Raw genomic sequence first — 22,699 nt, forward strand, 5'->3', positions numbered from 1 at the left:
TAAAGGCTTAAAAAAATAATTATATAAATAATAGCAATAATGTTGTAACAGACTTCCAAGACTTAAAACCTAATTTCGTATCTAACAATTTAAATAATTTAGTTATGAAAAATTTAAGAATAGTATTAGGTTTAGTATGCATCGGATTATTTACAATATCTTGTAATAACGATGATAGTAATGAAGGTGAAACATTAGCACCTTTAGTAGGAAAATGGAGTATTAGTAAAGTTGGTACAACATCTGGAGGAACTGAAACTTTAATCGATGCACCACAAAATCAAGCGGGTTGTAGTAAAGATTATATGGAACTTAAAATAGATAACACAGTAATTGAAGGAAATTATGATTCAACTATTGATCCTTGTGCTTTGTTTACTGATACTGGGATTTATTCACGTTCTCATAATGATTTAACAAAAGTTGTTGATGGTGTAACAACTGTTCAAGACATTGTAAATCTTACATTACACGAATTAAAATTAAAAGATGCAAGTGGTAACATTGAAGTTTATATCAGATAAATATCTGAAACTTTTAGAACGAAAAAAACGGAAACAGCTTATACATGTTGTTCCCGTTTTTTTATTTTCTTTTAGTTCTCAGGATATTTTGAATGGATAAAATTAATCGTTTCTTTCATGAGGTTTTTTAAAACATCTAAATTAATGTCTGATAGTTTTTTGACATAAATACAGGATTTACCCATTTTAAATTTGCCTAAATCTTCTAAAAGATATTTGTGTTCTTCATTCCCAGTAAATACATAAAGAGAAATTGCCGCTTTTCGTGGTGAGAAACCAGCCAAAGGCATATCGCCTTCTTGTTTGCTTCTTTCCGATTTATAGTGATAACTTCCGAATCCGATAATAGATGGCCCCCACATTTTTGGTTCAAATCCGGTGACATCTTGCATTAGTTTTAGTAATTCAAAACTGTCTTTTCGTTTTTGTTCCGAATCTGCAAATAAATTGATGAAATCAGGAACATCCGCGTTAGTTTCTTTTGTTTTTATGGTTGATTTTGACATGATTATTTGTATTTATCATTTAGACCAATTCCGTGTAAAATCATAGGTTTTATTTTCTCCACACGTTTTAGTTTCGTAGCATCTTGCTTGGCTTCGTTGATATAAATAATATATTCTTTCTGCTTTCCCGGTGTTAGTTTTTCGAATGAAGCTTTTAAGGACTTATCGTTTTTCAATTCATTTTCTAATACTTCTGCCACTGGAATAGCTACAAATTTTTCTGGTTGAATTTTCAAGCCTTTTTTCTCAACTTCAATGGCTTCATAAATGTATTCTGAAATTTTCTTTTCGTCAATTTCAGCAATAGAAGTAAGGCGCCATTGTCTTGCCGATTTGGTTTTACCTTCTTGTGCATTTACTAAAACATTGTAATTATCTTCCAGAAATACGCCATTAAAAAACCAAATAGTAAAAAAGTTTTTAAAACCGCCGTAACTCACCACGTTTTTCCCGTTATAGGTAAAAACTTCAGCTCCCCATTTTATGGTTTTTTCTAAAGGAAGTTTGTTAATAATGGAGGCCACAAGTTCCAGTTCTTCCGTCCATTGAGTATTGTTTTGCATGGAAATTTATTTTTTCAATTGTTGCACAAAATTTTCTTTAATTTCTTCACCCGCTTTTAAAGACTGAAGCATTAAGATTGGGAATTTTTCAGCCATTTTTTGTCCAGCTGATGATTTATAAAATCGAATAAGTTGATTGATTTCTTTTAACGTAAATTGCTTTCTATAAATCCAAATAATGGCATTGTTTAACCATTTTTTGCCGTTTCCAGTTTTGAAAAAAGCTTCAATTTTATCTAATTCTTCCGTTGGAGCGTTTTCTTTACTTCTTTCTTCGGCAATTTTAAATTCGATAGCTTCGTTAATATTAAATCCGCCTTTTAAACTTCTTAATTTTTCTATTCTTTTCGAAAGTTTATCGTTTGGAACTAATGTCGTATCCAACTTAAATTCTTTCATTTCTAAGGCTATTTTCTCAAAAATTGGCACAGAAGTTTTATCGTTTTGAGCATGACTCGAAATTACAAAACAAATAAAAAGTAGGATAGTGGTTTTTTTCATGATGACATATTTATAATTTTAAAATCACTGAAAGCAAGGAGATTTTTAGAAGTAAGTTTTCAAATACAATTATTTAATATTTTTCTTATCGTAAATATAAAAAAATTCCCCAATTATCGCTAATTGAGGAATTTTAATAAAAGTTATTTTTTTTGTTTTGCTTCGTATTCAGGAAGTTTTAATTTGTATTCTTCAACATTCCAAGTTATTTTCCAAAGTGCCACATATTCTTGAATAGTGCCTAAACCAACTTCAGCTCGTCTTTTGTCAACATTTTCAGGATCTGCTAATGGTAAAATATAAAATTCTCCTGTTTCTTTGTCTCTACCGATTTGACTACCATAAATTTGTTTTTCTCCTTTTCTTAAAGCTACTCTGTCTTCTAATAATGCCAAACTACTAGAATTGGCATTGCCTTTTTTTACAGCTTCTTTCATCATTGGCAAATACTTTTCTTGCGTCTTAATATCTGCATGTTGAATGACTAAAAACAATGTTGAATTACCTTGGCTTCCAATCACATCTTGACCTAACCAACCGCGCTCATCTAATATTTTGGTTATTTTTATTAAGTTAATAGAATCTTGCTTTGCGATAACTTTCCAATGTGCTTTCAATTCATTAGATTCTCTACCGTATTTTTCTTCTAAACCTTTAATTTGCATTCTGTAATCTTGATCTTCTTGATAAATAGTGTCAAGTTTAGCTACAAGTTTTTTATCTAATTTTGCTTCAGCTTTTTCTTTGTTATCTTTCACTTTTTTAATTACTTTTTTCCAACGTTTGTCTTTATAAAGTGAAATTAAGTCAGTATCCTTTGTTATATGATCGATATTCGTATAATTACCTTTTTCAACAATATTAAATAATTGAACAAAAGCTAAATCTTTTTCATTTGCTAAAGCCCAAGAACAAGCTGCGTTATATCTAGCATTTACACTTGCTTTTTTATCATTCACTTCAAAAGCTTCAGAAAATTTTTCACCAGCTTTATGATAGTCTTTACTATCGTAAAAACTCATAGCTTCATTAACTAATTCATTGTATTTTTTAAAATCTTGACCAAATGTGTTACTACTTGATATTAGGATTAGTAGGGTAATAAAAAAAGTTTTTTTCATTTTTAAGTAAGATTAATTGTGTTAAATAATTAAATTCAAGTCAAAAATAATAAATTAAAATTCAGTATTCCTTGTTTTTTAGAAAGTATTATAAAAAAAATCCTCAATTAGCGATAATTGAGGATTTTTATATTTTGTTTAATCTGATTAAGATTTTTGTTCTTTGTTGAAGTAAACCAAGTAATAATACATTTGTTTTTCTTCGTCCCAACCTTTTTCTACAAATTTTTCAGCGCTTTCAGGGTTAATGAAATCTAATCTAATTTGTATGTTGGTATCTAATTCAATTGTGTTCTTTAATTTTCTACGAACATCCGTTACGGCTGCATTCGCAATTGGAAAACTTGAAACATCTTCGATACTATATTTTGCACCTTTGTCGACTTTATAATTTTTAAATTCTGGAATCAAATCTGGATTATTGATTACGTCGTTTAAGAAAGCAGTTTCTTCAAATTCGTCATTTTTAGCAAAGTGATTTACAGCTCTGTTCATAAACAAAACTTCTTCTTTTTTGTCTTCTGCTGGTAAAACCACTTCTTTAGCGAAATCTTTACAAAATTGTAAGTATTTTTTAGTCATAAACGTTTCATCTTGAAACACATCTACACTTAAAAAATGCTCTAACCAGTAACGCGCATCATATCTGTTGCTATCAACAGTTAAGATTTTATAACCTTCTTCTTTTTTGTAATTGAAAATTAAACAACCTTTATCTAACTTGTTTAAGTTGATTCCGTCTTGTAAAATCATTTCTAAATTACTTCCGTTTTCTTGAAATTGTAAAAAATCGGTTTTGATTTCACTTTTGAAAACACCAATCGCATCTACCACATTATTATCGATAGAAACGTTCGTTAAATAAGCAATATAAACTTCTCCACTTTTAATGTGCGGATGATTTGATTGCTCAAATAAATGCTGTGTAATTTTTTTTGAAACGTTATGAATTTCGCTTGGTTTGTTGAAAATTTCCGTCGCTAAATTGAACATTTCATTGTATTCTAAGTCTACATCATGTGCAAACTGATAGTAGTTTTCTTCTTTTTCACGAAAAGCCTTGAAGAAATATTCCTTTAAAATTGGCATAATTTCATCATTCAACGAATACGGATTTTCAGAAAGAAAAATTTGTTCTTCTTTGTTTTTATTACCAACTCGGTGTATAGAAAGGTTTTCTACGTGTGTATTAAATAAGTTTATCATAGTTAATTTGTCAATCAGCCAATTTTAATTAGCCAATTATTAGTATTTTATTTTAAGATTGGCGTACTGCCACATTATTCTATTGGCTAATTAAATTAGTTCCAATTTTCTTCAAATCCCATATCTTCGAAACTGTCGTCGCCATCAAACATATCTAAATCATCTTGGTCTAAATCGTCTTCGAAGTCGTTAAATAAGTTTTCGTTTTCTAAATCGCCACCTCTAAAACCACTTGTTGTAGCTTCTTCTGGTAAAACTCCGTGAGAGAATAATAAGGCTGGATAAATAACTTCTTCTTTATTTTCTTCAATAGCAGCTAATTCTACGAAAAATGTCCACATCGAAAATAAATCGTAAACGTAAACTAATTTGGTATTTTGTTCGTGGACTAAATCGTCTAATTTATATTCGGCCATTGTTTTTATTTCACCAGGAATATCTCCTGTGTCAAACATCGGAATCCCATCTTCTTCATGCCAAGCCCAATCGTCTCCACAAGTATAAAAAGCACCAACTTCGGTACCATCAAAACCAAAAGCATTGACTAAAGCGTTGTGTAAATCTTCCAAAGAGTCTTTCGCTTCAATAGCAATATCTCTAAAAATATCCTCTTCGTTGTCTAAAATGGCTCTAAACTTATAAATCATAATATGTAATTTTAAAAGGCAAAAGTAAGCAATATTTGAACTATTTTTTACTCAAAAATGCGATTGTTAATAAATAGTTTCTAGGAAATAGAATTGAAAAATTTCGTAATTTTCTGTTATTTTTTAAAGTACTAAAAATTAAAAAATTACTTTTTAGGTTTCACAATTTTGTCGTGCGTTTCTTTTATTATATCTAATGCAGCAGTACAATACCAAACAGTTAAATCCGCTTCAAATAGTTTAGCTTGCACAGCTGGATCAGTATTCACTAACTTTTCTGCTTCTTCAATAGTAGTACAATTAAAAATGAAAATTCCTCTATAGTTTTTGTCGTTTTTCATAAATGGTCCAGCTACAACTAACTTATTTTCTTCGGCTAACTTTTTAATATTAGCCATATGACCATCAAAAAGCACTTTTTTTTCTTCTGCCGTTGCTGTGGTGTTGGTTCCTGTTTTTAAAATACAAAACACGTATGTTTTCATTCCACGTTCGTCTCCACCCAATTTTTTGGCTAATGCTTCATCATAACCACTTGCTTCTTGCGAAAATCCAACTTGATTGAAAGCTATAAATAAAAGGGTAAATAGTATTTTTTGCATGATTTTAGATTTAATTAAACGATAAAGATAGTCGATTTACAATTCAGATGCAAAATTCTACAATTCGGCACAATACTTTTTTTATTGAAAGGCAATTATAACAACTTTGCTTCATCAAAACAATATATCATGAAGAATTTAATACTTATTTTAGTTTCACTATTCAGTTTTACCGCTTTTTCTCAAACTAAGATTTCTGGAAAAGTAGTCAATAAGAAAAATGTTGCCATGCAAGGCGTAAATGTTTTTATTGACGGTACATACGACGGCGCATTAACAAATGAAAAAGGCGAATTTAGTTTCGAAACGGATGCCAAACAAAATAAGATTTTGAAATTTACTTTAAATGGTTTTTTAGATGTGACTGAAGATATTGTTATAGAAGAATATGTGAGTCGAGTTTTTACCCTTTTTCAAGATATGAATACCATTGAAACAGTTGTAATTTCAGCCGGAACGATAAAAGCGGGTGATAATAGTAAAGTTACTGCTTTAAAACCTTTAGATATTGTAACAACAGCTGGCTCTTCTGGTGATATTGTAGCGGCTTTGGAAACGATGCCAGGCGTAAACGCTGTTGGTGAAAGTGGAAAATTGTTTGTTCGTGGTGGTGAAGCTGGTGAAACGCAGACTTATGTAGATGGAATTCGTGTCGCACAACCTTATGGCGCTTCACCAAATAATCTTCCAACTCGTGGCCGATTTTCTCCATTTTTATTCAAAGGAATTACGTTTTCAACTGGTGGTTATAGTGCCGAATTTGGTGACGCTTTATCAAGTATTTTATTATTGAATACGGTTGATGAACCCGCGCAAAATCAGACAGATATTTCAATTATGACAGTTGGTGTAGGTTTAGGAAAATCGAAAAAATGGAAGAATAGTTCAATTACATTTAATACAAGCTATATCAATTTGAAACCGTATTATTTGATTGCGCCACAAAGTTTAGATTGGAATAAAGCTCCTGAATCTATTGCTGGTGAAACGGTTTTTAGAACTAAAATTAAAGACGGATTGCTAAAAGTGTATGCGGCTTTTGATACTTCTACGATGAACGTAAATCAGAAAGACATTAATTATTTGGATAAGATTAAATTCGGATTGACGAATAATAACTTTTACATCAATTCGGTTTATAAAGGAAATATCGCAACGGCTTTGCAATTGCAAACTGGTTTTAGTTTTGGATATGGACAGAATCAAATCGGAATAAATTCGGATAAATTGAATAATTATGAGCGTGCTTTACATTATAAATTGAAACTACGAAAAACGTTTTCAAATATGTTTAAATTAAATATTGGTGGCGAATTTTTCCACACGAATTTCAATGAAAATTATCAAGATTTTTCTCAATACAGAGTCGATTATGGTTATCAAAATAATACAATCGCTCTTTTTACAGAAGCAGAAGTTTTCTTATCTCAAGATTTGGCTTTCAATTTAGGATTGCGTTCTTCAAATGCATCAATTGTTGATGAATTTACTGTAGAACCAAGAGTTTCAGTAGCGTATAAAATCGCAAAAAAGAGTCAGCTTTCATTAGCATACGGAAGTTTTTATCAAACCGCAAATCCAGATTATTTAAAGTTTACTCAGAATTTAAAATATGAAAACACCAATCATTATATTTTGAATTATTTATACAACAATAATGGAAAAATGTTTCGTGCAGAAGCGTATTTTAAAGATTATTCAAATTTAGTTAAGTTCGATTCGAATACATCAAGCTATAATTCAAATTTCAACAATAACGGATTGGGTTATGCTAAAGGAATCGATTTATTTTGGAGAGATAATAAATCGATAAAGCACTTAGATTATTGGTTAACGTATTCTTATATCGATTCGGAAAGAGATTATAAAAATTACGAGAAACAAGTCACGCCAAGTTTTATCGCCAATCATAATTTTTCTATTGTGACTAAATTTTGGGTGGATGAATTGAAATCGCAAATAGGATTGACTTATAGTTTTAATTCGGGTAGACCTTACGATAATCCGAATGAAGTAGAATTTATGAATCAGAAAACCAAATCGTACAATAATTTTAGTTTAGGTTGGTCTTATTTGTTATCACAACAGAAAATCTTATACCTTTCCGTTTCTAATTTATTAGGTGCGAATAACGTTTTCGGATATCAATATGCAAATTCACCAGACGTTAATAGAACTTTTCAAAGGCAAGCGATAACGCAACCAGCCAGCCGTTTCTTCTTCATAGGTTTCTTTTGGACGATTTCTGACAATAAAAAAACAAATCAATTGGATCAACTTTAATTTTTACGTTTGTCAAACTGAGCTTGATTTTGTTATCGAAAACATTTATATAAGAATAATAAAAAATGTAACTTTTATTACATAAAAAAGCATTTGATTTTTATATTTTTGCTCCAAATTAAAATAATACGACAATGTCAAACGAAATAGAAAAAGTAAAATGCCTTATAATAGGTTCTGGTCCTGCAGGATATACTGCTGCAATTTACGCGGCTAGAGCTAACATGAATCCAGTTTTATACCAAGGAACACAACCAGGTGGACAATTGACAACGACTAACGAAGTAGAAAATTTCCCAGGTTATCCTGATGGAGTAACTGGACCAGAAATGATGGTACAATTACAAAGTCAAGCGCAACGTTTTGGAACAGATGTTCGTGACGGTTGGGCAACAAAAGTTGATTTTAGTTCAGAACCACATAAAGTTTGGATTAACGAAACTACAGAAATTCACGCCGATACAGTAATTATTTCTACTGGAGCTGCTGCAAAATATTTAGGTTTACCTTCAGAACAACACTATTTAAATACTGGTGGTGGAGTTTCGGCTTGTGCAGTTTGTGATGGATTTTTCTATAGAAACCAAGAAGTTGTAATTGTTGGAGCAGGAGATAGTGCTTGTGAAGAAGCGCATTACTTATCTAAATTATGTAAGAAAGTAACAATGTTAGTTCGTACAGATAAATTTAGAGCTTCTAAAATTATGGCTGAACGTGTGATGAATACAGCAAACATTGAGGTTTTATTAAATACATCAACGGTTGAAGTTTTAGGTGATGGACAAGTAGTAACTTCTATTAAAGTAAAAAATACAGCGACTAACGTAGAGCATGAAATTCCTGCAACTGGATTTTTCGTAGCGATTGGTCACAAACCAAATACAGATATTTTCGCTGACTATTTAACGTTAGATGAAACTGGTTATATTGTAAATGTACCAGGAACTTCTAAAACAAATGTACCAGGAGTTTTTGTTGGTGGAGATGCTGCAGATCATGTTTACAGACAAGCAATTACCGCTGCTGGAACAGGTTGTATGGCGGCGTTAGATGCGGAAAGATATTTAGCAAGTAAAGACTAAGTTTTTATAACATAATTCTACTAAAATCGGATTTCATATCCGATTTTTTTGTTTTAAATCGTGACCTTGGCTCGATTTTTGCTACATTTGTAAAAGCAAAATCTTGCAAAAAATAATAATGAAAAATACAATATTTATACTTCTTTTATTCTTGCTTACTGGTTGTTCACAGCAATTAGTATTTGAACGCAAACAATACAATTCATCATATAGTCCAAATTACACTACTAGTTATAATTCGGCAAATATTAAAATGGAAGTTTTAGAAGCAAAAAATGATGATAATATCAATAAAATAATTTTCGAAAACATTAAGGAACTTTCTAGTTTTATTGATAGTCAAAACCTAACGATTAATAATTATAATCAATTGACAAAAGGCTTTGTTGATACTTATAAAAACGCAAAAAATAAAACACCAGGTAATAATATCAAAAATTGGGATTTTGAATTAGAATCTAATATAGAATACGAAACAGAAGAATTTGTAAATATTGGTATTAATTATACTTCTTCTTACGGCGATGCTTCTGGTTTTGGAGGAAAACGCTCTCTTGTTTTTAATAAACAAACCGGAAATCAATTAAAATTGGAAGATATTTTCATAAATCCAAAAGCAGTCTCAAAATTAGTGGAAGCCAAATTTAGAGATAAGTATCATGTAAACAACGCTGTAAGTTTAAATCAACAAGGTTATTGTTTTGAAACAGGTTCGTTTTATCTTACCAATAATGTGTTTTTCAATATTGAAGGTGTGAAATTCCTATACAATATCAACGAAATCTCTTCATACGATAAAGGCTCATACGAAGTTTTTTTAACCTATCAAGAAATTGATAAATACTTATTAATTAAATAAATTTTTTAATTTTCATCATAAATCCTAAATGGATTCCTTCATGATAATTGTTAAATTGAATCGCATCGTGTAAATTCTGTAAAGAAAATCCAGTCTTCGTTTCATAAGGAGTATATTCTTTGAAAACACCATTTTCATAATCAGAAATTGTCTGATTCATAGTTGAAATTAGTAAGGCTTTAATTTCATTTACTTCTTCTAAAGATGTGTTTCCCGTTGGAACAGAACCATTTTTGAATGCATCCATCATTTCTGGGGTAACTTGCATTGGTAAACCAGATAAGCGATATACCAAACCTTGTTGCGAAACTACTATATGTCCAATATTCCAAATCAAATTGTTACTCATTCCTTCGGGAATTTTGTTCAATTGTTCTAAAGAATAATTTTCTAAGAATTTCAAATAAGTAGCTCTACTCGTTTTCCAAATATTAAAAGTTGCTTCCATAATGTTTATTTGTTTCTGTAAATTTATTATAAAAAAATAACTTTCTTACCTTTGCACTTTAAATTTATTATGCGAAAAATATATTATCTCGCTTCTTGCGATACCTGTCGAAAAATAATTAAGTCGTTACCTTCAAATGCAAATTTAGAGTTTCACGATATTCGTCAAAATCCAATTACGGTTGAAGAATTAGAATTCATGCACCAACTTTCTGGAAGTTACGAAGCACTTTTCAGCAAAAAAGCCCAATTATATAAAGAAAAAGGCTTGAAAAATATTACTTTAACAGAAGAAGATTATAAAAACTATATTTTAGAACATTATACTTTTTTGAGTCGTCCTGTGGTGATTTTAGAAAATGAAATTTTCATAGGAAACAGTCAGCCTAATATTTTAAAATTGCAAAAGGCTTTGAGTAATGAGTAGTCGTTCTTGGGCGTTAGTTTGCGCTTGGATTGTCGCTATTATTTACGGAGTTACATTCACTATTGCGAAAGACGTAATGCCAAAGTATATTGATGCTTATGGTTTTATTGTGTTGCGAGTTGGTGGTGCAACAATATTATTTTGGTTGGTTTCCTTTCTCGGACCAAAAGAAAAAATTGCCAAAAGCGATTTTCTTAGAATTGCCGCTTGTGCCTTTTTTGGAGTTGCTTTTAATATGTTGACATTCTTTAAAGGTTTAAGTTATACTTCGCCAATTATGGGAGCGGTTTTAATGGTAACCACGCCAATGATTGTATTGATACTTTCTTCTATTATCATGAAAGAAAGAATGCAATCTAAAAAAGTTATTGGAATTCTTTTAGGATTAGCCGGAACCATCACTTTAATTTTATACGGAAAAGCACTAAACAACGCACCAAATGCCACTTTAGGAAATTTATTGGTGTTTGTAAATGCTGTTTCTTATGGTTTTTATCTAATCTTCGTGAAGAAGTTAATGGATAAATATAATGCATTTACGTTTGTGAAATACATTTATTTGTTCGGCTTTTTTATGGTTTTACCTTTTGGGTTTAATGAATTGCAAGTCGTAAATTGGAACGAAATTCCTTTAGATATTAGCTTAAAAATCGGATTTGTAGTTATCTTTTCTACGTTTTTCACGTATTTATTAAACTTGATTTCGATGAGAAATCTAAAACCAACAACAGTTGCGGTTTTTATTTATTTACAACCTTTTTTCGCTACTGTTTTTGCTATTTATTTAGAAAAAGACAATCTAAATTTGGTGAAAATGATTTCTGCTTCATTGATATTTGTTGGCGTTTATTTGGTTATTCATAAAAAGAAAGAGGTTAGCAACGACTAATCACTATTCACTTTTTACTAATCACTAAAAATAGTATCTTTACACTCTTTTATAAAAATATATGATATTATCAATGACCGGTTTTGGTAAAGCAAGTTTGCAATTATCAACCAAAAAAATTACAGTAGAAGTTAAATCTTTAAACAGTAAAGGGCTCGATTTAAATACGAGAATGCCTTCTGTTTACAGAGAAAACGAATTGGCTTTAAGAAATCTTCTAGCTCAAAAGTTAGAAAGAGGTAAAGTCGATTTTTCTTTATTTGTTGAGGTGACTGGTGAAGAAACATCTTCAAAAATAAATGCGCCTATTGTAAGAGCTTATATTGCTCAAATGAAAGCGATTTTGCCAGACGCTGACGAAACGGAATTGATGAAAATGGCTGTAAGAATGCCAGATACGATGAAAACCGAGCGTGAAGAAATTGACGAAAACGAATGGAAGCAAATTCAAACGGTAATTGACGAAGCTATTGAAAATATGTTGTCTTTCAGAACTTCTGAAGGTGCTTCTTTAGAAAAAGAATTCACGTTACGTATTGAAAATATTAGAAGTTACATGAATCAGGCTTTGGCTTTAGATCCAGAAAGAGTAGCTGCTATTAAAGAACGTTTGCAAACTGCTATTGACGAATTAAAAGTCAATGTAGATACAAATCGTTTCGAACAAGAATTGATTTATTACTTAGAAAAATTAGATATTACTGAAGAAAAAGTACGTTTGACCAATCATTTAGATTATTTCTTACAAACTTTGAATGGAAGTGAAGCTAACGGAAGAAAATTAGGATTCATCACACAAGAAATGGGAAGAGAAATCAACACGATGGGTTCAAAATCGAATCATGCCGAAATGCAAAAATTGGTGGTAATGATGAAAGACGAATTGGAAAAAATTAAAGAGCAAGTATTGAATGTTTTATAGATTCTAACTATAAATCAAAAACAACATAACACGCAATGAATCAAGGTAAATTATTAGTATTCTCAGCACCATCAGGTTCGGGAAAAACGACTATAGTAAGACATTTATTAAAACAAGAAGATTTAAATTTAGAATTTTCAATTTCTTGTACGACTCGTGAGCCACGTGGCGAAGAAGTTCATGGAAAAGATTATTATTTTATATCTTTAGATGAATTTAAAAAACACATCAAAGCGGAAGATTTTGTGGAATGGGAAGAAGTATATAGAGATAATTTCTATGGAACTTTAAAAAGCGAAGTGGAACGCATTTGGGCAAAAGGAAAAAATGTAATTTTCGATATTGATGTGGCGGGCGGATTACGTATTAAATCGAAATTCAAACAAGAAACATTGGCAGTGTTTGTAAAACCACCAAGTATCGACGAGTTGAAAATCCGATTGAAAAAACGTTCAACAGAAAGCGACGATAAAATCAACATGCGAATTGCAAAAGCTTCAGTGGAATTAGCCACAGCACCACAATTTGATACAATTATCAAGAATTACGATTTAGACGTAGCCAAAGTAGATGCATATAATTTGGTAAAAGAATTTGTGAATAGATAACACTTTTCACTATTTACTAATCACTTTTCACTAAAAAAATGAAAATAGGTTTATATTTCGGAACGTTTAATCCCATACATATTGGGCATTTAATCATTGCCAATCATATGGCGGAGCATTCGGATTTAGATCAAATTTGGATGGTCGTAACGCCGCACAATCCACACAAACAAAAGAATACGTTGTTGGATGATTACCATCGTTTGCATATGGTGCATTTAGCAACGGAAGATTTTCCGAAAATTAAGCCTTCGGATATTGAGTTTAAATTGCCACAGCCTAATTATACGATTAACACGTTAGTACATTTACAAGAGAAACATCCTAATTACGAATTCTCTTTAATTATGGGCGATGACAATTTGAATTCGCTACATAAATGGAAAAACTACGAAGCTATTTTACAACATCATCACATTTATGTGTATCCACGATTAAATTCTGGAGAACTAGACGAACAATTTGTTAATCATCCAAAAATTCACAGAATTGGAGCGCCAGTTGTAGAATTATCTTCAACCTTCATTCGCGAAAGTATTAAAAATAATAAAAACATAATTCCCATGTTACCTCACAAAGTTTGGGAATATGTAGAACATAATTTGTTTTACAAAAAGTAATCTCAATGCAAAATTCTGAAATAGAAAAGTTGATTGAAAAGCAACCTAAAAAGAAAATTTCGGTAATCGATTTTGTTTTTAATAATCCATATTTTGTTAGATCTACTGAATACAGTTCTACCATTGAAAACTATAGTGAAGAAATCGTTTTTAATAATACGGGTTCTGATAATAATATCTATTTCGTATTTGGGTTTATGATTTTTATTTTTGGATGTCGTGTGATTGAAGATGTATTTAGCAGGTATTTTGTTTTAGGTTTATTGCTTGTCTTGCTACTTGTTGTTTGGTATAATAAAACAAAAAAAATCGAAGAAATAAAAATTTCAGAAGCAGGAATTGAAATTAATAAAACCCAATATTTTTGGAATCAAATTTATAATTATGGTTTTACGATTGAACCCGCGCACAAAAGTTCTAACTATTATCTTGAAATCTTTACAATCGTAGGTGAGAAAGTACGTTTCGGCTTATATAGTTATTCAAACCCAGAAGAAATTATAGAAACCATGAACTTTTTTAGAAATAGATATAATTCAAGAAGAAATTAATTTCTGTTTATAGTTAGATTTTATGGAGTTTAAGGCAAAAATTTATATTAAAGATGAAAGTTTACTTTTTTATAGGAAGTGGGCTTTAACCGAGCAACTTTTGTATGGGGGCTGTTTCATTTTCATAATTATATTTTTATTTAATAAAATATTTAAGTTTGAAATTGAAAATAATAATATCATTTATATGAAATTTTTTGTTTGTTACTTTTTAGCTGCTTGGATATTTTCATTAACATATAGATATTGGGAATTTGAAAGAATTAACGGTAAAATTGAGGGAGAAATTTCTTTTGAAGAAAAAGGAATTAAAATAAATGAAAATCTATATTTATTTTCAGAAATTAAAAAGCTGGATATAAAATACGGAAATAAATATAAAGATTATACAGGAAATCGTAGACTTGGACCATATTATTCACAAGGTTTAAATAATCACATTTCATTTTATCATAATTCGAAATTTATAAAAACGCATTTTCAATTGTATTCTACTTCACAATATGATGCCATACAAGTTGATTTGTTTCACTATATAATTAAAGAAGTTTTCCCATTCCAAAAGAAAAATTTAGACTTTATTGATAAACAGTTTTATAATTATACTTTGTATAAAGAGTTTATTGAAAAAATGAAACAAGAAGGAAAACTTTCTTAACATTACTTTACCATTTGTTCGAAGGAGTATTTCGTAAATTTGTGATTCTTAAAACAAATAGTTATGTTAAACTTCGAATTATACAATCCTACCAATTATATTTTTGGTAAAAATCAAGTAGAAAAATTAGCCACGTTAATTCCATTTAATGCCAAAGTATTATTGGCTTATGGTGGTGGAAGTATTTTTAAAAACGGCATTCACGCTCAAGTTACGGAACACTTAAAAGGTCATGAAGTTATAGAATTTAGCGGAATTGAACCTAATCCACGTTTTGAAACCTTAATGAAAGCGGTAGAAATTATTCGTAAAGAAAAAATCACTTTTATTTTAGCTGTTGGTGGCGGAAGTGTTATTGACGGTGTGAAATTTATTTCTGGAGCCGTAAATTATGAAGGAAATACGGTGGATATTCTTAGAAACAGAATTTTATTCAAAGATGTTTCCAAAGTAATTCCATTCGGAACGGTTTTAACCTTACCAGCAACAGGTTCTGAAATGAATTCTGGTGCCGTAATCACGATTGATGCCACACACGAAAAACTAACTTTAGGCGGAAGCGCTTTGTTTCCTCAATTTTCGATTTGTGATCCAACCGTAATTCAATCCTTACCAAAAAGACAAATTCAAAATGGAGTAGTAGATGCTTTTACGCACGTTTTAGAACAATATTTAACGTATCCACAAGACGCTTTATTACAAGATCGAATTTCGGAAGGGATTTTACAAACGCTAGTAGAAATTGGTCCGAAAGTTGTCGAAAATCCAACCGATTATAAATTAGCATCTAATTTTATGTGGTGTGCGACAATGGCTTTAAACGGATTAATACAAAAAGGTGTGGCTTCCGATTGGGCAACGCACATGATTGGTCACGAATTAACCGCTTTATACGAAATTGATCACGCGAGAACATTAGCTATCATTGGTCCAAATTTATACCGAGTAATGTTCGAAACCAAAAAAGAAAAATTAGCTCAATTTGGAGAAAGAGTTTTCAATTTAACTGGAGATTCAACAGAAGATATTGCAGAAAAAGCGATAGAAAAGTTAGTTTCATTTTTAGAAGAAATGGGAATGGAAACGAAACTTTCGCAAGCAACCACAAATTATGATAATACAGCGAGTTTCATCGTAAACCGTTTTGAGGAAAGAGGATGGAAAGCTATGGGTGAAAAACAAAACATCACTTTAGATAAAGTTAAAGAAATTGTGGAGTTGAGTTATTAAGTAAAAAGGCAAAAGTAAAAAGGCAAAAGTAAAAAGAGAAAATTTTGGGGTCTTCGTTAAAAAAATAAATTTAACTAAAAGTGACTTCGAGAGCCTCAGCCAATGTGTTCATAAAAATCTTTGTGCCTTCGTGGCAAAATAATAATAAAAGAAAAAGCGTCCGGGAACTAAATCTCGTGACGCTTTTTACAAACTAAACTAAAACTACTAACTATTTTTTAAACTCTAAATTTGTTTTGGTTCTTGGGGCTGCATTTCTCATAATCGGAATAAAGCCTCTTCCTTCAAATTCATAAGTTGTTCCACTAGCGATGTGGTATAATCTTATTCTACCGTCATTAATAACGGTGATGTTAAATCCTTCATAATCGTTACTATTGTAGTAAAGATTCAATTTTTTTGTATAATAATTACCTGAAACATTCTGAATGTTATAGTTTCCAGTATAATCCCAATAAATGTTATTCACATTTCCAATCATATAATCTTGAGAGGAACGAAACGTGTCGTTACTTCCAATTACAAATTTCAAATAGTTCTCGGCATCAAATGCATTCGGATTTCCGGCTGCACTAGTATATACTTTTTCCCAAGCTACATATTCCTGTAAGAAATAGTGCATGTTGTCGTAAAACACTCTATCATAATCAAAAGAACTTCTTTGGTATCCAATCAAATAATATGCCGTATTTGTATATGGGTCAACTAATTTAATTTCATTTGATGAAACTTGATATACATTTAACTCATAAAATCCATAAATATTGTGATGAACACGAACAGAATTTGGAGTATAGTCATAATATCCAATATTTACACCGAAACCATTTCCAGTACTTCCAATTCCAACTAAATTATTATTAGCTAATAAATCGCCTCCTAAAAAAGAAACTGTAAAAGCTTTTGATAAAAACGGAACATCTCCATTTCCTGTTGTTCTATTATAATCTACATACCATAAATCATATCCTTCCATCAAATCAGGTAAACTAACATGGTTAGGATAATCCTGATAATCATTTACTACTACATCAGTTGTACAAGACTGTAAAGTGAAGAGTGAGATAAATGCTACTATAAGTATTTTTGCTTTCATAATTTTAAGTTTTAAGGTTATTAACTACATTCCAATTGCCGTGCCAAAAAACTGCTATTCACAAATCATTAACAAGTTTGTTTTGTTTTTTATTCTTGATTTTAATATTAAATACTTAGAAATCAAGCGATTATAATATTAAGAAAATTAGCATTAATTTTTGAACTTGCACTTGTAATTGAAAAAGTGTATTTTTGAGGTTCATTATTTTTGAATATGGAAAACAATAAAAAATTTGCAGTTATAGGAGGCGGAAGTTGGGCAACAGCTATCGCGAAAATGTTATGTGAAAACCAACAGAAAATTGCTTGGTATATGCGTAGTACCTATGCTTTAGAACATTTAAAACACCAAAAACACAACCCTAATTATTTGAGTTCTGTGGCTTTTGATATTAATAAATTACAGTTAACAAACGATATTAATGAAGCTATAAAATTTGCAGATATTGTTATTTTTGCTATTCCATCTGCGTTTTTAAGTGCCGAATTAGAAAAAATGACCGAGTCTTTAGAGGGTAAAATCGTTTTTTCAGCAATCAAAGGAATTGTGCCAGAAACAAGTTTAATTGTTGGCGAGCATTTTCATACACAATTTAATATTCCATACGAAAATATCGGAGTAATTACTGGACCTTGTCACGCAGAAGAAGTCGCACTAGAACGTTTATCATATTTAACAATTGCTTGTTCAGATGAAGAAAAAGCTAAATATGTAGCTCAAAATGTTTCTTCGTACTACATAAAAGCTAAAACGTCTGACGATATTGTTGGAACTGAATATGCAGCAGTTTTAAAGAATATTTATTCTATCGCAGCTGGTATTGCACACGGTTTGGGTTATGGAGATAACTTTCAAGCGGTTTTGATGAGTAACGCCATTCGCGAAATGAAAAAATTCATTAAAAAAGTACATAAAATGAAACGTAATATTAACGATTCGGCTTATTTGGGCGATTTGTTAGTAACTGGATATTCGGTATTTTCTAGAAACAGAATGTTTGGAAATATGATAGGGAAGGGTTACACTGTAAAATCAGCTCAAATGGAAATGAGTATGGTTGCAGAAGGCTATTACGCTGTAAAAAGTGCTTACAATCTAAATTTAGAATACAAAGCGAAAACGCCTATTATTAATGCGGTTTATCAAATTTTATACGAAGGAAAAGATGCAAAATCTGTGTTTAATAAATTAACGGAGAAGTTGGATTAATAAATATTATGAAATCATTTTTTTGCAGTTTAATTGTTTTTTTGACAATTTCTACACTATGTTTTAGTCAAACAAAATATGATAACTTTGATAGTTTAATTCATAATGCAGATAGTTTGAGATTATCTGAAAATTATAAGGTAGCATATAAAGAATATGTAAAAGCTTTAAATGTTTTGACACCAAAATCAAGCACTGAATTTTTTAATGTAGCTTTTTGTGCATTAAAAAATAATAATTCGAAATTAGCTAAAAAGTGGATTGAAAAAGGTGTCTCAGAAGGTGGTGCTCAGTTGGATTATCTTAAAAATTTTGAAGGTTTCTCTGAAATTCAAAATGAATCATTTTATATTGAAATTATCAATAAATACGATGCTTTACGTCAGCAATATTTTTCTAAAATTAAAAATATTGATATTTATTTAGAAATAGAAGAATTAGTTCAAAGAGATCAATTTGTTAGAAAATTAAATGATTATATAATCTTAAGGTCAGATAATGATATAAAAATTGCTTCGGAAGGATATAAAAAAGCTATAGAGAGTAATGATTCGATATTAATTGCAAAATATAAATTATTACTTTTTCCGCAACCCAAAAAAGAACATGAAATTGTATTTGATGAGTTAACTCAAAAAATTGATTCATTAAATATTGAAAGATTGATTGAAATAACAAAAGTTCATGGTTGGCAAGAGCGTGCTTGGCTTATATTATGGCATCAAAGAGGTAATCATGACGAAGATAATTATGTGTGGAATTATTTCAGACCATTGATTAATAAAGAAATTGAAGAAGGTAAAATAAGCAGAACTTTTTGGAAACCATTTGATGAGTTTAAAAAAATGTTAAAAAATTCAAGAGTAATTCAAGCTCAAAACTAAAAATTAAAAACTCTCAACTATAAATGCACTTCATCAACGTCATTCTTCCTTTAAATCTTGATAAAACGTTTACGTATTCCGTAAATGTGGAAGAATACAAGTTTTTGCAACCTGGAATGCGAGTTACGGTTCCTTTCGGAAAAACAAAAGTGTACACGGCTTTAGTTGTTGATAAACACACCAATCCACCAGAATTATACGAAGCCAAAGAAATCAGTCAAATTATTGATGAGGTTCCTATTGTAAATGAAATTCAACTGAAACATTGGAGTTGGATTGCATCGTATTATATGTGTTCGATTGGAGAAGTTTTTAAATCGGCTTTGCCTTCTGGATTGATTTTGGAAAGTGAAACCATCATTTCCTCTTCGCATACAGAATCGGATAAAACGTTGGCGACAGATGAAGAATTCTTAGTTTTAGAAGCATTAGAGAATAAATCTTCGATTACGATTTCTGAAATTTCTCAGATTTTAAATAAGAAAAATGTAATCCCAATTATTCAAAATTTGTTAGCCAAAGGTTTGCTAACGATGCAAGAAGAAGTTCAGGAAAATTACAAACCCAAATTGGTAAAATACATCAAACTTCAAGATGAATTTTTACAACCAGAACAACTTCAAGAATTATTAGAGATTTTAGGAAAAGCAAAAAAGCAAAAAGAAATTGTTTTGTCCTATTTTCAATTGCAAGCGACAGAAAAAAAGCCAATCACATCCAAATTATTAATCGAAACTTCTGGAGTTAGCGCTGCGGTTATTAAATCGTTAGTCGACAAACAAATTTTCGAAGAATATTATATCAATACTGATCGAGTTTCCTTCGAAAAAGAAGATGATTATGAAATTCAATTAAGTGAATCTCAAACGATAGTTTTAGAAAGTATTAAAGAGAAATTCACTCAGTTTGATGTCAATTTATTACACGGCGTTACCGCTTCTGGAAAAACGGAAGTCTATATTAAACTCATCGAAGAATTTATAGAACAAGATAAACAAGTGTTGTTTTTGTTGCCAGAAATTGCTTTAACAACACAATTAGTACAACGTTTATCGGCATATTTCGGAAATCAAATTGCGGTTTTCCATTCGAAATACAATTCAAACGAACGTGTTGAGGTGTACAATCACGTATTACAAAACTCCGACAAAGCAAAAGTAGTTTTAGGTGTTCGAAGCGCCTTGTTTTTACCATTTTCTAACTTAGGTTTAATTGTGGTAGATGAAGAACACGAAGCGACTTACAAACAACAAGATCCAGCGCCACGTTATCATGCCAGAGATGCGGCAATTGTTCTGGCAAAGTTTCATAATGCAAAAGTGTTATTAGGAAGTGCAACGCCAAGTTTAGAATCTTATCACAACGCAAAAACCAATAAATATGGCTTAATTGAGTTGTTTACACGATTTAATAATGTGGTTTTACCCGAAATTCATCTGATTGACTTAAAAGATAAATATTTTCGTAAGCGAATGGATGGTCATTTTTCCGATGAATTATTGGAAAGAATGCACGAAACTTTAGCGAATAATGAACAAATTATGTTGTTTCAAAATCGTAGAGGTTATTCGCCGTATATTGAATGTGCGACTTGCGGACACGTGCCTCAATGTCCAAGTTGCGATGTAAGTTTGACGTATTACAAATACAAAAATCATTTAAAATGTCATTATTGCGGACATAGCATGGCAAAACCAACACATTGTCACGCTTGTAATTCTTTAGATATTTCTGCAAAAGGTTTTGGTACGGAACAAGTCGAATTGGAATTGATAAAATTATTTCCAAACAAGCGAATTGCCAGAATGGATCAAGATACTACACGAGGAAAATTTGCTTTCGAGAAAATGATTGATGCGTTTAAAAATCAGGAAATTGATATTTTAGTCGGAACTCAAATGCTAGCTAAAGGGTTAGATTTTGAAAACGTAACTTTAGTTGGAATTTTAAATGCAGATAATTTATTAAATCAACCATATTATAGAGCTTACGAACGTGCGTATCAAATGATGGTACAAGTTGCGGGTCGTTCTGGAAGAAAAGCGAAAAAAGGAAGTGTAGTTATTCAAACTTACAACCCAATGCACAATACGATTCAGCAAGTGGTGAATAATAACTATTTAGGGATGTTTAACGAACAATTATACGAAAGACGTAATTTTCAGTATCCGCCGTATTTCCGTTTGTTACAAATTCGATTAAAACACAGAGATTACGAAAAACTTCGTGAAGGTTCCACTTGGTTGTATAATGTTTTGAAACAAGCGATTCAGGTTCCAATTTTAGGTCCGGAAGAACCTGCGATAAATCGAATCAGAAATGAATACATTAGAACAATTCTTATCAAAATACCGAATAACACGAATTTAATACAAACAAAAAAACTTATCAAAAAAGTATTGATAAGTTTTGAGGCGACTTCGCAGTATCGTTCTATTAAAACTACAATTAATGTAGATTATTAATAACTTTCTAAAATTGTAATAATTTCTTCTTTTTTGTTTCTACTTAACGGAATTTTTTCTCCGTCAATTTCAACTTGTTTACTGTTAAAACGTTCCACTTTATCTAAATTGATAATGTATGATTTATGAATTCTTAAGAAATTATCTTTTGGAAGTTCCGTTTCGAACGCTTTCATTGTAGATAACACTAAATGAGTGTCTTCGTAAGTCACCACTTTAATATAATCACCAAAAGCTTCAACCCATTTGATATGAGAAGTATATACTTTAATCTTTTTAAGATTACTTTTGATAATTAAATGTGGACCGTGATCATCGTGAATTTGATCGTGTTTTAGTTGATGCATCTCCAATGCTTTCTTTACAGAAATTAAGAAACGTTCTTTCTTAATAGGTTTTTGTAAAAAATCTAAAGCGGAATATTCAAATGCTTTTACAGCATAATCTGCTTTAGAAGTAATGAAAACAATTAGAGGTTTTATTTTTAATCCATCAAGTAAATCAAAACCAGTGATATGTGGCATTTCAATATCTAAAAAGATTAGATCAACATGGTTATTTGTGATATAACTTTTAGCTTCTAATGCATTAGAAAAATCTCCTCCTAATCTTAAATTAGTATGTTCGGAAATTAATTTTGCAATAGTTATACGTTGAATTGAACTGTCATCAACAACAATAGTATTTAACTTCATAGGCTGTAGGGATTAATTAAGTGATAAGATTCTATCATTTAATTTTAATTAACAGGATAAAAATAAGAAAAATATTGAGAATAAACTAATATTATGTTAAA

The 22,699-nt window shown here is 30.5% G+C and carries 25 protein-coding genes; 15 read left to right on the top strand and 10 right to left on the bottom strand.

Translation table 11 applies throughout. The features are described from left to right. Positions 1-104: 104 nt before the first annotated feature. On the top strand, positions 105-524 hold the full coding sequence (locus BMX42_RS08790) for a lipocalin family protein (RefSeq protein ID WP_091312441.1): 420 nt from the start codon (positions 105-107) through the stop codon (positions 522-524). Positions 525-595: 71 nt separating this feature from the next. Here the strand turns inward: BMX42_RS08790 and BMX42_RS08795 are convergent, their stop codons facing one another. The 7 genes from BMX42_RS08795 to BMX42_RS08825 form a co-directional block, all read right to left on the bottom strand. Next, positions 596-1,030, bottom strand: a complete 435-nt coding sequence (locus BMX42_RS08795) for a DUF1801 domain-containing protein (protein WP_091312444.1) — start codon at positions 1,028-1,030, stop codon at positions 596-598. A 2-nt stretch (positions 1,031-1,032) separates the two neighbouring features. Then, positions 1,033-1,593: a YdeI/OmpD-associated family protein gene (locus tag BMX42_RS08800; protein WP_091312448.1), complete on the bottom strand. Its 561-nt coding sequence runs from the start codon at positions 1,591-1,593 to the stop codon at positions 1,033-1,035. A 6-nt stretch (positions 1,594-1,599) separates the two neighbouring features. Then, positions 1,600-2,094: a DUF2059 domain-containing protein gene (locus BMX42_RS08805; RefSeq protein WP_091312452.1), complete on the bottom strand. Its 495-nt coding sequence runs from the start codon at positions 2,092-2,094 to the stop codon at positions 1,600-1,602. Between the two features lie 143 nt (positions 2,095-2,237). Further along, positions 2,238-3,215 carry a DUF6624 domain-containing protein gene (locus BMX42_RS08810; RefSeq protein ID WP_091312456.1) on the bottom strand — a complete coding sequence of 326 codons (978 nt, stop codon included), beginning with the start codon at positions 3,213-3,215 and terminating at the stop codon, positions 2,238-2,240. Positions 3,216-3,362: 147 nt separating this feature from the next. Then, positions 3,363-4,421 carry a nucleoid-associated protein gene (locus BMX42_RS08815; RefSeq protein WP_091312459.1) on the bottom strand — a complete coding sequence of 353 codons (1,059 nt, stop codon included), beginning with the start codon at positions 4,419-4,421 and terminating at the stop codon, positions 3,363-3,365. Positions 4,422-4,516: 95 nt separating this feature from the next. Beyond that, positions 4,517-5,068: an IS1096 element passenger TnpR family protein gene (locus tag BMX42_RS08820; RefSeq protein ID WP_091312462.1), complete on the bottom strand. Its 552-nt coding sequence runs from the start codon at positions 5,066-5,068 to the stop codon at positions 4,517-4,519. Between the two features lie 146 nt (positions 5,069-5,214). Next, positions 5,215-5,670 carry a YciI family protein gene (locus BMX42_RS08825; protein WP_091312464.1) on the bottom strand — a complete coding sequence of 152 codons (456 nt, stop codon included), beginning with the start codon at positions 5,668-5,670 and terminating at the stop codon, positions 5,215-5,217. A gap of 129 nt (positions 5,671-5,799) precedes the next feature. Between BMX42_RS08825 and BMX42_RS08830 the strand changes: the two genes are divergently transcribed. From BMX42_RS08830 to BMX42_RS08840, 3 genes are all read left to right on the top strand, one after another. Then, on the top strand, positions 5,800-7,953 hold the full coding sequence (locus tag BMX42_RS08830; protein ID WP_091312467.1) for a TonB-dependent receptor: 2,154 nt from the start codon (positions 5,800-5,802) through the stop codon (positions 7,951-7,953). A 134-nt stretch (positions 7,954-8,087) separates the two neighbouring features. After that, positions 8,088-9,035: a thioredoxin-disulfide reductase gene (trxB, locus tag BMX42_RS08835; protein ID WP_091312470.1), complete on the top strand. Its 948-nt coding sequence runs from the start codon at positions 8,088-8,090 to the stop codon at positions 9,033-9,035. Between the two features lie 118 nt (positions 9,036-9,153). After that, positions 9,154-9,894, top strand: coding sequence for a DUF3298 domain-containing protein (locus BMX42_RS08840; RefSeq protein WP_091312474.1), 741 nt, complete (start codon positions 9,154-9,156; stop codon positions 9,892-9,894). Here BMX42_RS08840 and BMX42_RS08845 read toward each other — a convergent pair. Continuing rightward, on the bottom strand, positions 9,887-10,342 hold the full coding sequence (locus tag BMX42_RS08845; protein WP_091312477.1) for a DinB family protein: 456 nt from the start codon (positions 10,340-10,342) through the stop codon (positions 9,887-9,889). The two genes, BMX42_RS08840 and BMX42_RS08845, sit on opposite strands and share 8 nt — an antisense overlap. Before the next feature lie 69 nt (positions 10,343-10,411). On the opposite strand from BMX42_RS08845, the gene BMX42_RS08850 reads away from it, so the two are divergent. The 8 genes from BMX42_RS08850 to BMX42_RS08885 all read left to right on the top strand — a co-directional run bounded on the left by BMX42_RS08850 (position 10,412) and on the right by BMX42_RS08885 (position 16,246). After that, on the top strand, positions 10,412-10,768 hold the full coding sequence (locus BMX42_RS08850) for an arsenate reductase family protein (protein WP_091312480.1): 357 nt from the start codon (positions 10,412-10,414) through the stop codon (positions 10,766-10,768). Continuing rightward, positions 10,761-11,657: a DMT family transporter gene (locus tag BMX42_RS08855; protein ID WP_091312484.1), complete on the top strand. Its 897-nt coding sequence runs from the start codon at positions 10,761-10,763 to the stop codon at positions 11,655-11,657. The genes BMX42_RS08850 and BMX42_RS08855 overlap by 8 nt, the downstream gene beginning before the upstream one ends. Before the next feature lie 61 nt (positions 11,658-11,718). Then, on the top strand, positions 11,719-12,579 hold the full coding sequence (locus BMX42_RS08860; protein WP_091312488.1) for a YicC/YloC family endoribonuclease: 861 nt from the start codon (positions 11,719-11,721) through the stop codon (positions 12,577-12,579). 35 nt (positions 12,580-12,614) lie between these two features. Beyond that, complete coding sequence (gmk, locus tag BMX42_RS08865; RefSeq protein WP_091312491.1) at positions 12,615-13,187, top strand: guanylate kinase; 573 nt, start codon at positions 12,615-12,617, stop codon at positions 13,185-13,187. A 38-nt stretch (positions 13,188-13,225) separates the two neighbouring features. Further along, entirely contained in the window at positions 13,226-13,807 is a 582-nt protein-coding gene (gene nadD / locus BMX42_RS08870) for a nicotinate (nicotinamide) nucleotide adenylyltransferase (protein WP_091312495.1), read from the top strand. A 5-nt stretch (positions 13,808-13,812) separates the two neighbouring features. Next, positions 13,813-14,358: a hypothetical protein gene (locus BMX42_RS08875; RefSeq protein ID WP_091312498.1), complete on the top strand. Its 546-nt coding sequence runs from the start codon at positions 13,813-13,815 to the stop codon at positions 14,356-14,358. Positions 14,359-14,545: 187 nt separating this feature from the next. Beyond that, entirely contained in the window at positions 14,546-15,016 is a 471-nt protein-coding gene (locus tag BMX42_RS08880) for a hypothetical protein (protein ID WP_091312502.1), read from the top strand. A gap of 63 nt (positions 15,017-15,079) precedes the next feature. Beyond that, on the top strand, positions 15,080-16,246 hold the full coding sequence (locus BMX42_RS08885; RefSeq protein ID WP_091312505.1) for an iron-containing alcohol dehydrogenase: 1,167 nt from the start codon (positions 15,080-15,082) through the stop codon (positions 16,244-16,246). Between the two features lie 211 nt (positions 16,247-16,457). Here the strand turns inward: BMX42_RS08885 and BMX42_RS08890 are convergent, their stop codons facing one another. Then, positions 16,458-17,342, bottom strand: a complete 885-nt coding sequence (locus BMX42_RS08890) for a nicotinic acid mononucleotide adenyltransferase (protein ID WP_091312508.1) — start codon at positions 17,340-17,342, stop codon at positions 16,458-16,460. Between the two features lie 216 nt (positions 17,343-17,558). Between BMX42_RS08890 and BMX42_RS08895 the strand changes: the two genes are divergently transcribed. Genes BMX42_RS08895 through priA form a run of 3 tightly spaced genes read left to right on the top strand, consistent with a single transcriptional unit; the run spans position 17,559 to position 21,903 of the window. After that, positions 17,559-18,554, top strand: coding sequence for an NAD(P)H-dependent glycerol-3-phosphate dehydrogenase (locus tag BMX42_RS08895; protein ID WP_091312512.1), 996 nt, complete (start codon positions 17,559-17,561; stop codon positions 18,552-18,554). A gap of 8 nt (positions 18,555-18,562) precedes the next feature. Beyond that, positions 18,563-19,438, top strand: coding sequence for a hypothetical protein (locus BMX42_RS08900; RefSeq protein WP_143055622.1), 876 nt, complete (start codon positions 18,563-18,565; stop codon positions 19,436-19,438). 23 nt (positions 19,439-19,461) lie between these two features. Continuing rightward, entirely contained in the window at positions 19,462-21,903 is a 2,442-nt protein-coding gene (priA, locus tag BMX42_RS08905; RefSeq protein WP_091312518.1) for a replication restart helicase PriA, read from the top strand. Here priA and BMX42_RS08910 read toward each other — a convergent pair. Next, positions 21,900-22,598, bottom strand: coding sequence for a LytR/AlgR family response regulator transcription factor (locus tag BMX42_RS08910; RefSeq protein WP_091312522.1), 699 nt, complete (start codon positions 22,596-22,598; stop codon positions 21,900-21,902). The two genes, priA and BMX42_RS08910, sit on opposite strands and share 4 nt — an antisense overlap. Positions 22,599-22,699 lie beyond the last annotated feature (101 nt).

Origin of the sequence: Flavobacterium terrigena, assembly GCF_900108955.1 — a bacterium.
Taxonomy (GTDB): Bacteria; Bacteroidota; Bacteroidia; order Flavobacteriales; family Flavobacteriaceae; genus Flavobacterium; species Flavobacterium terrigena.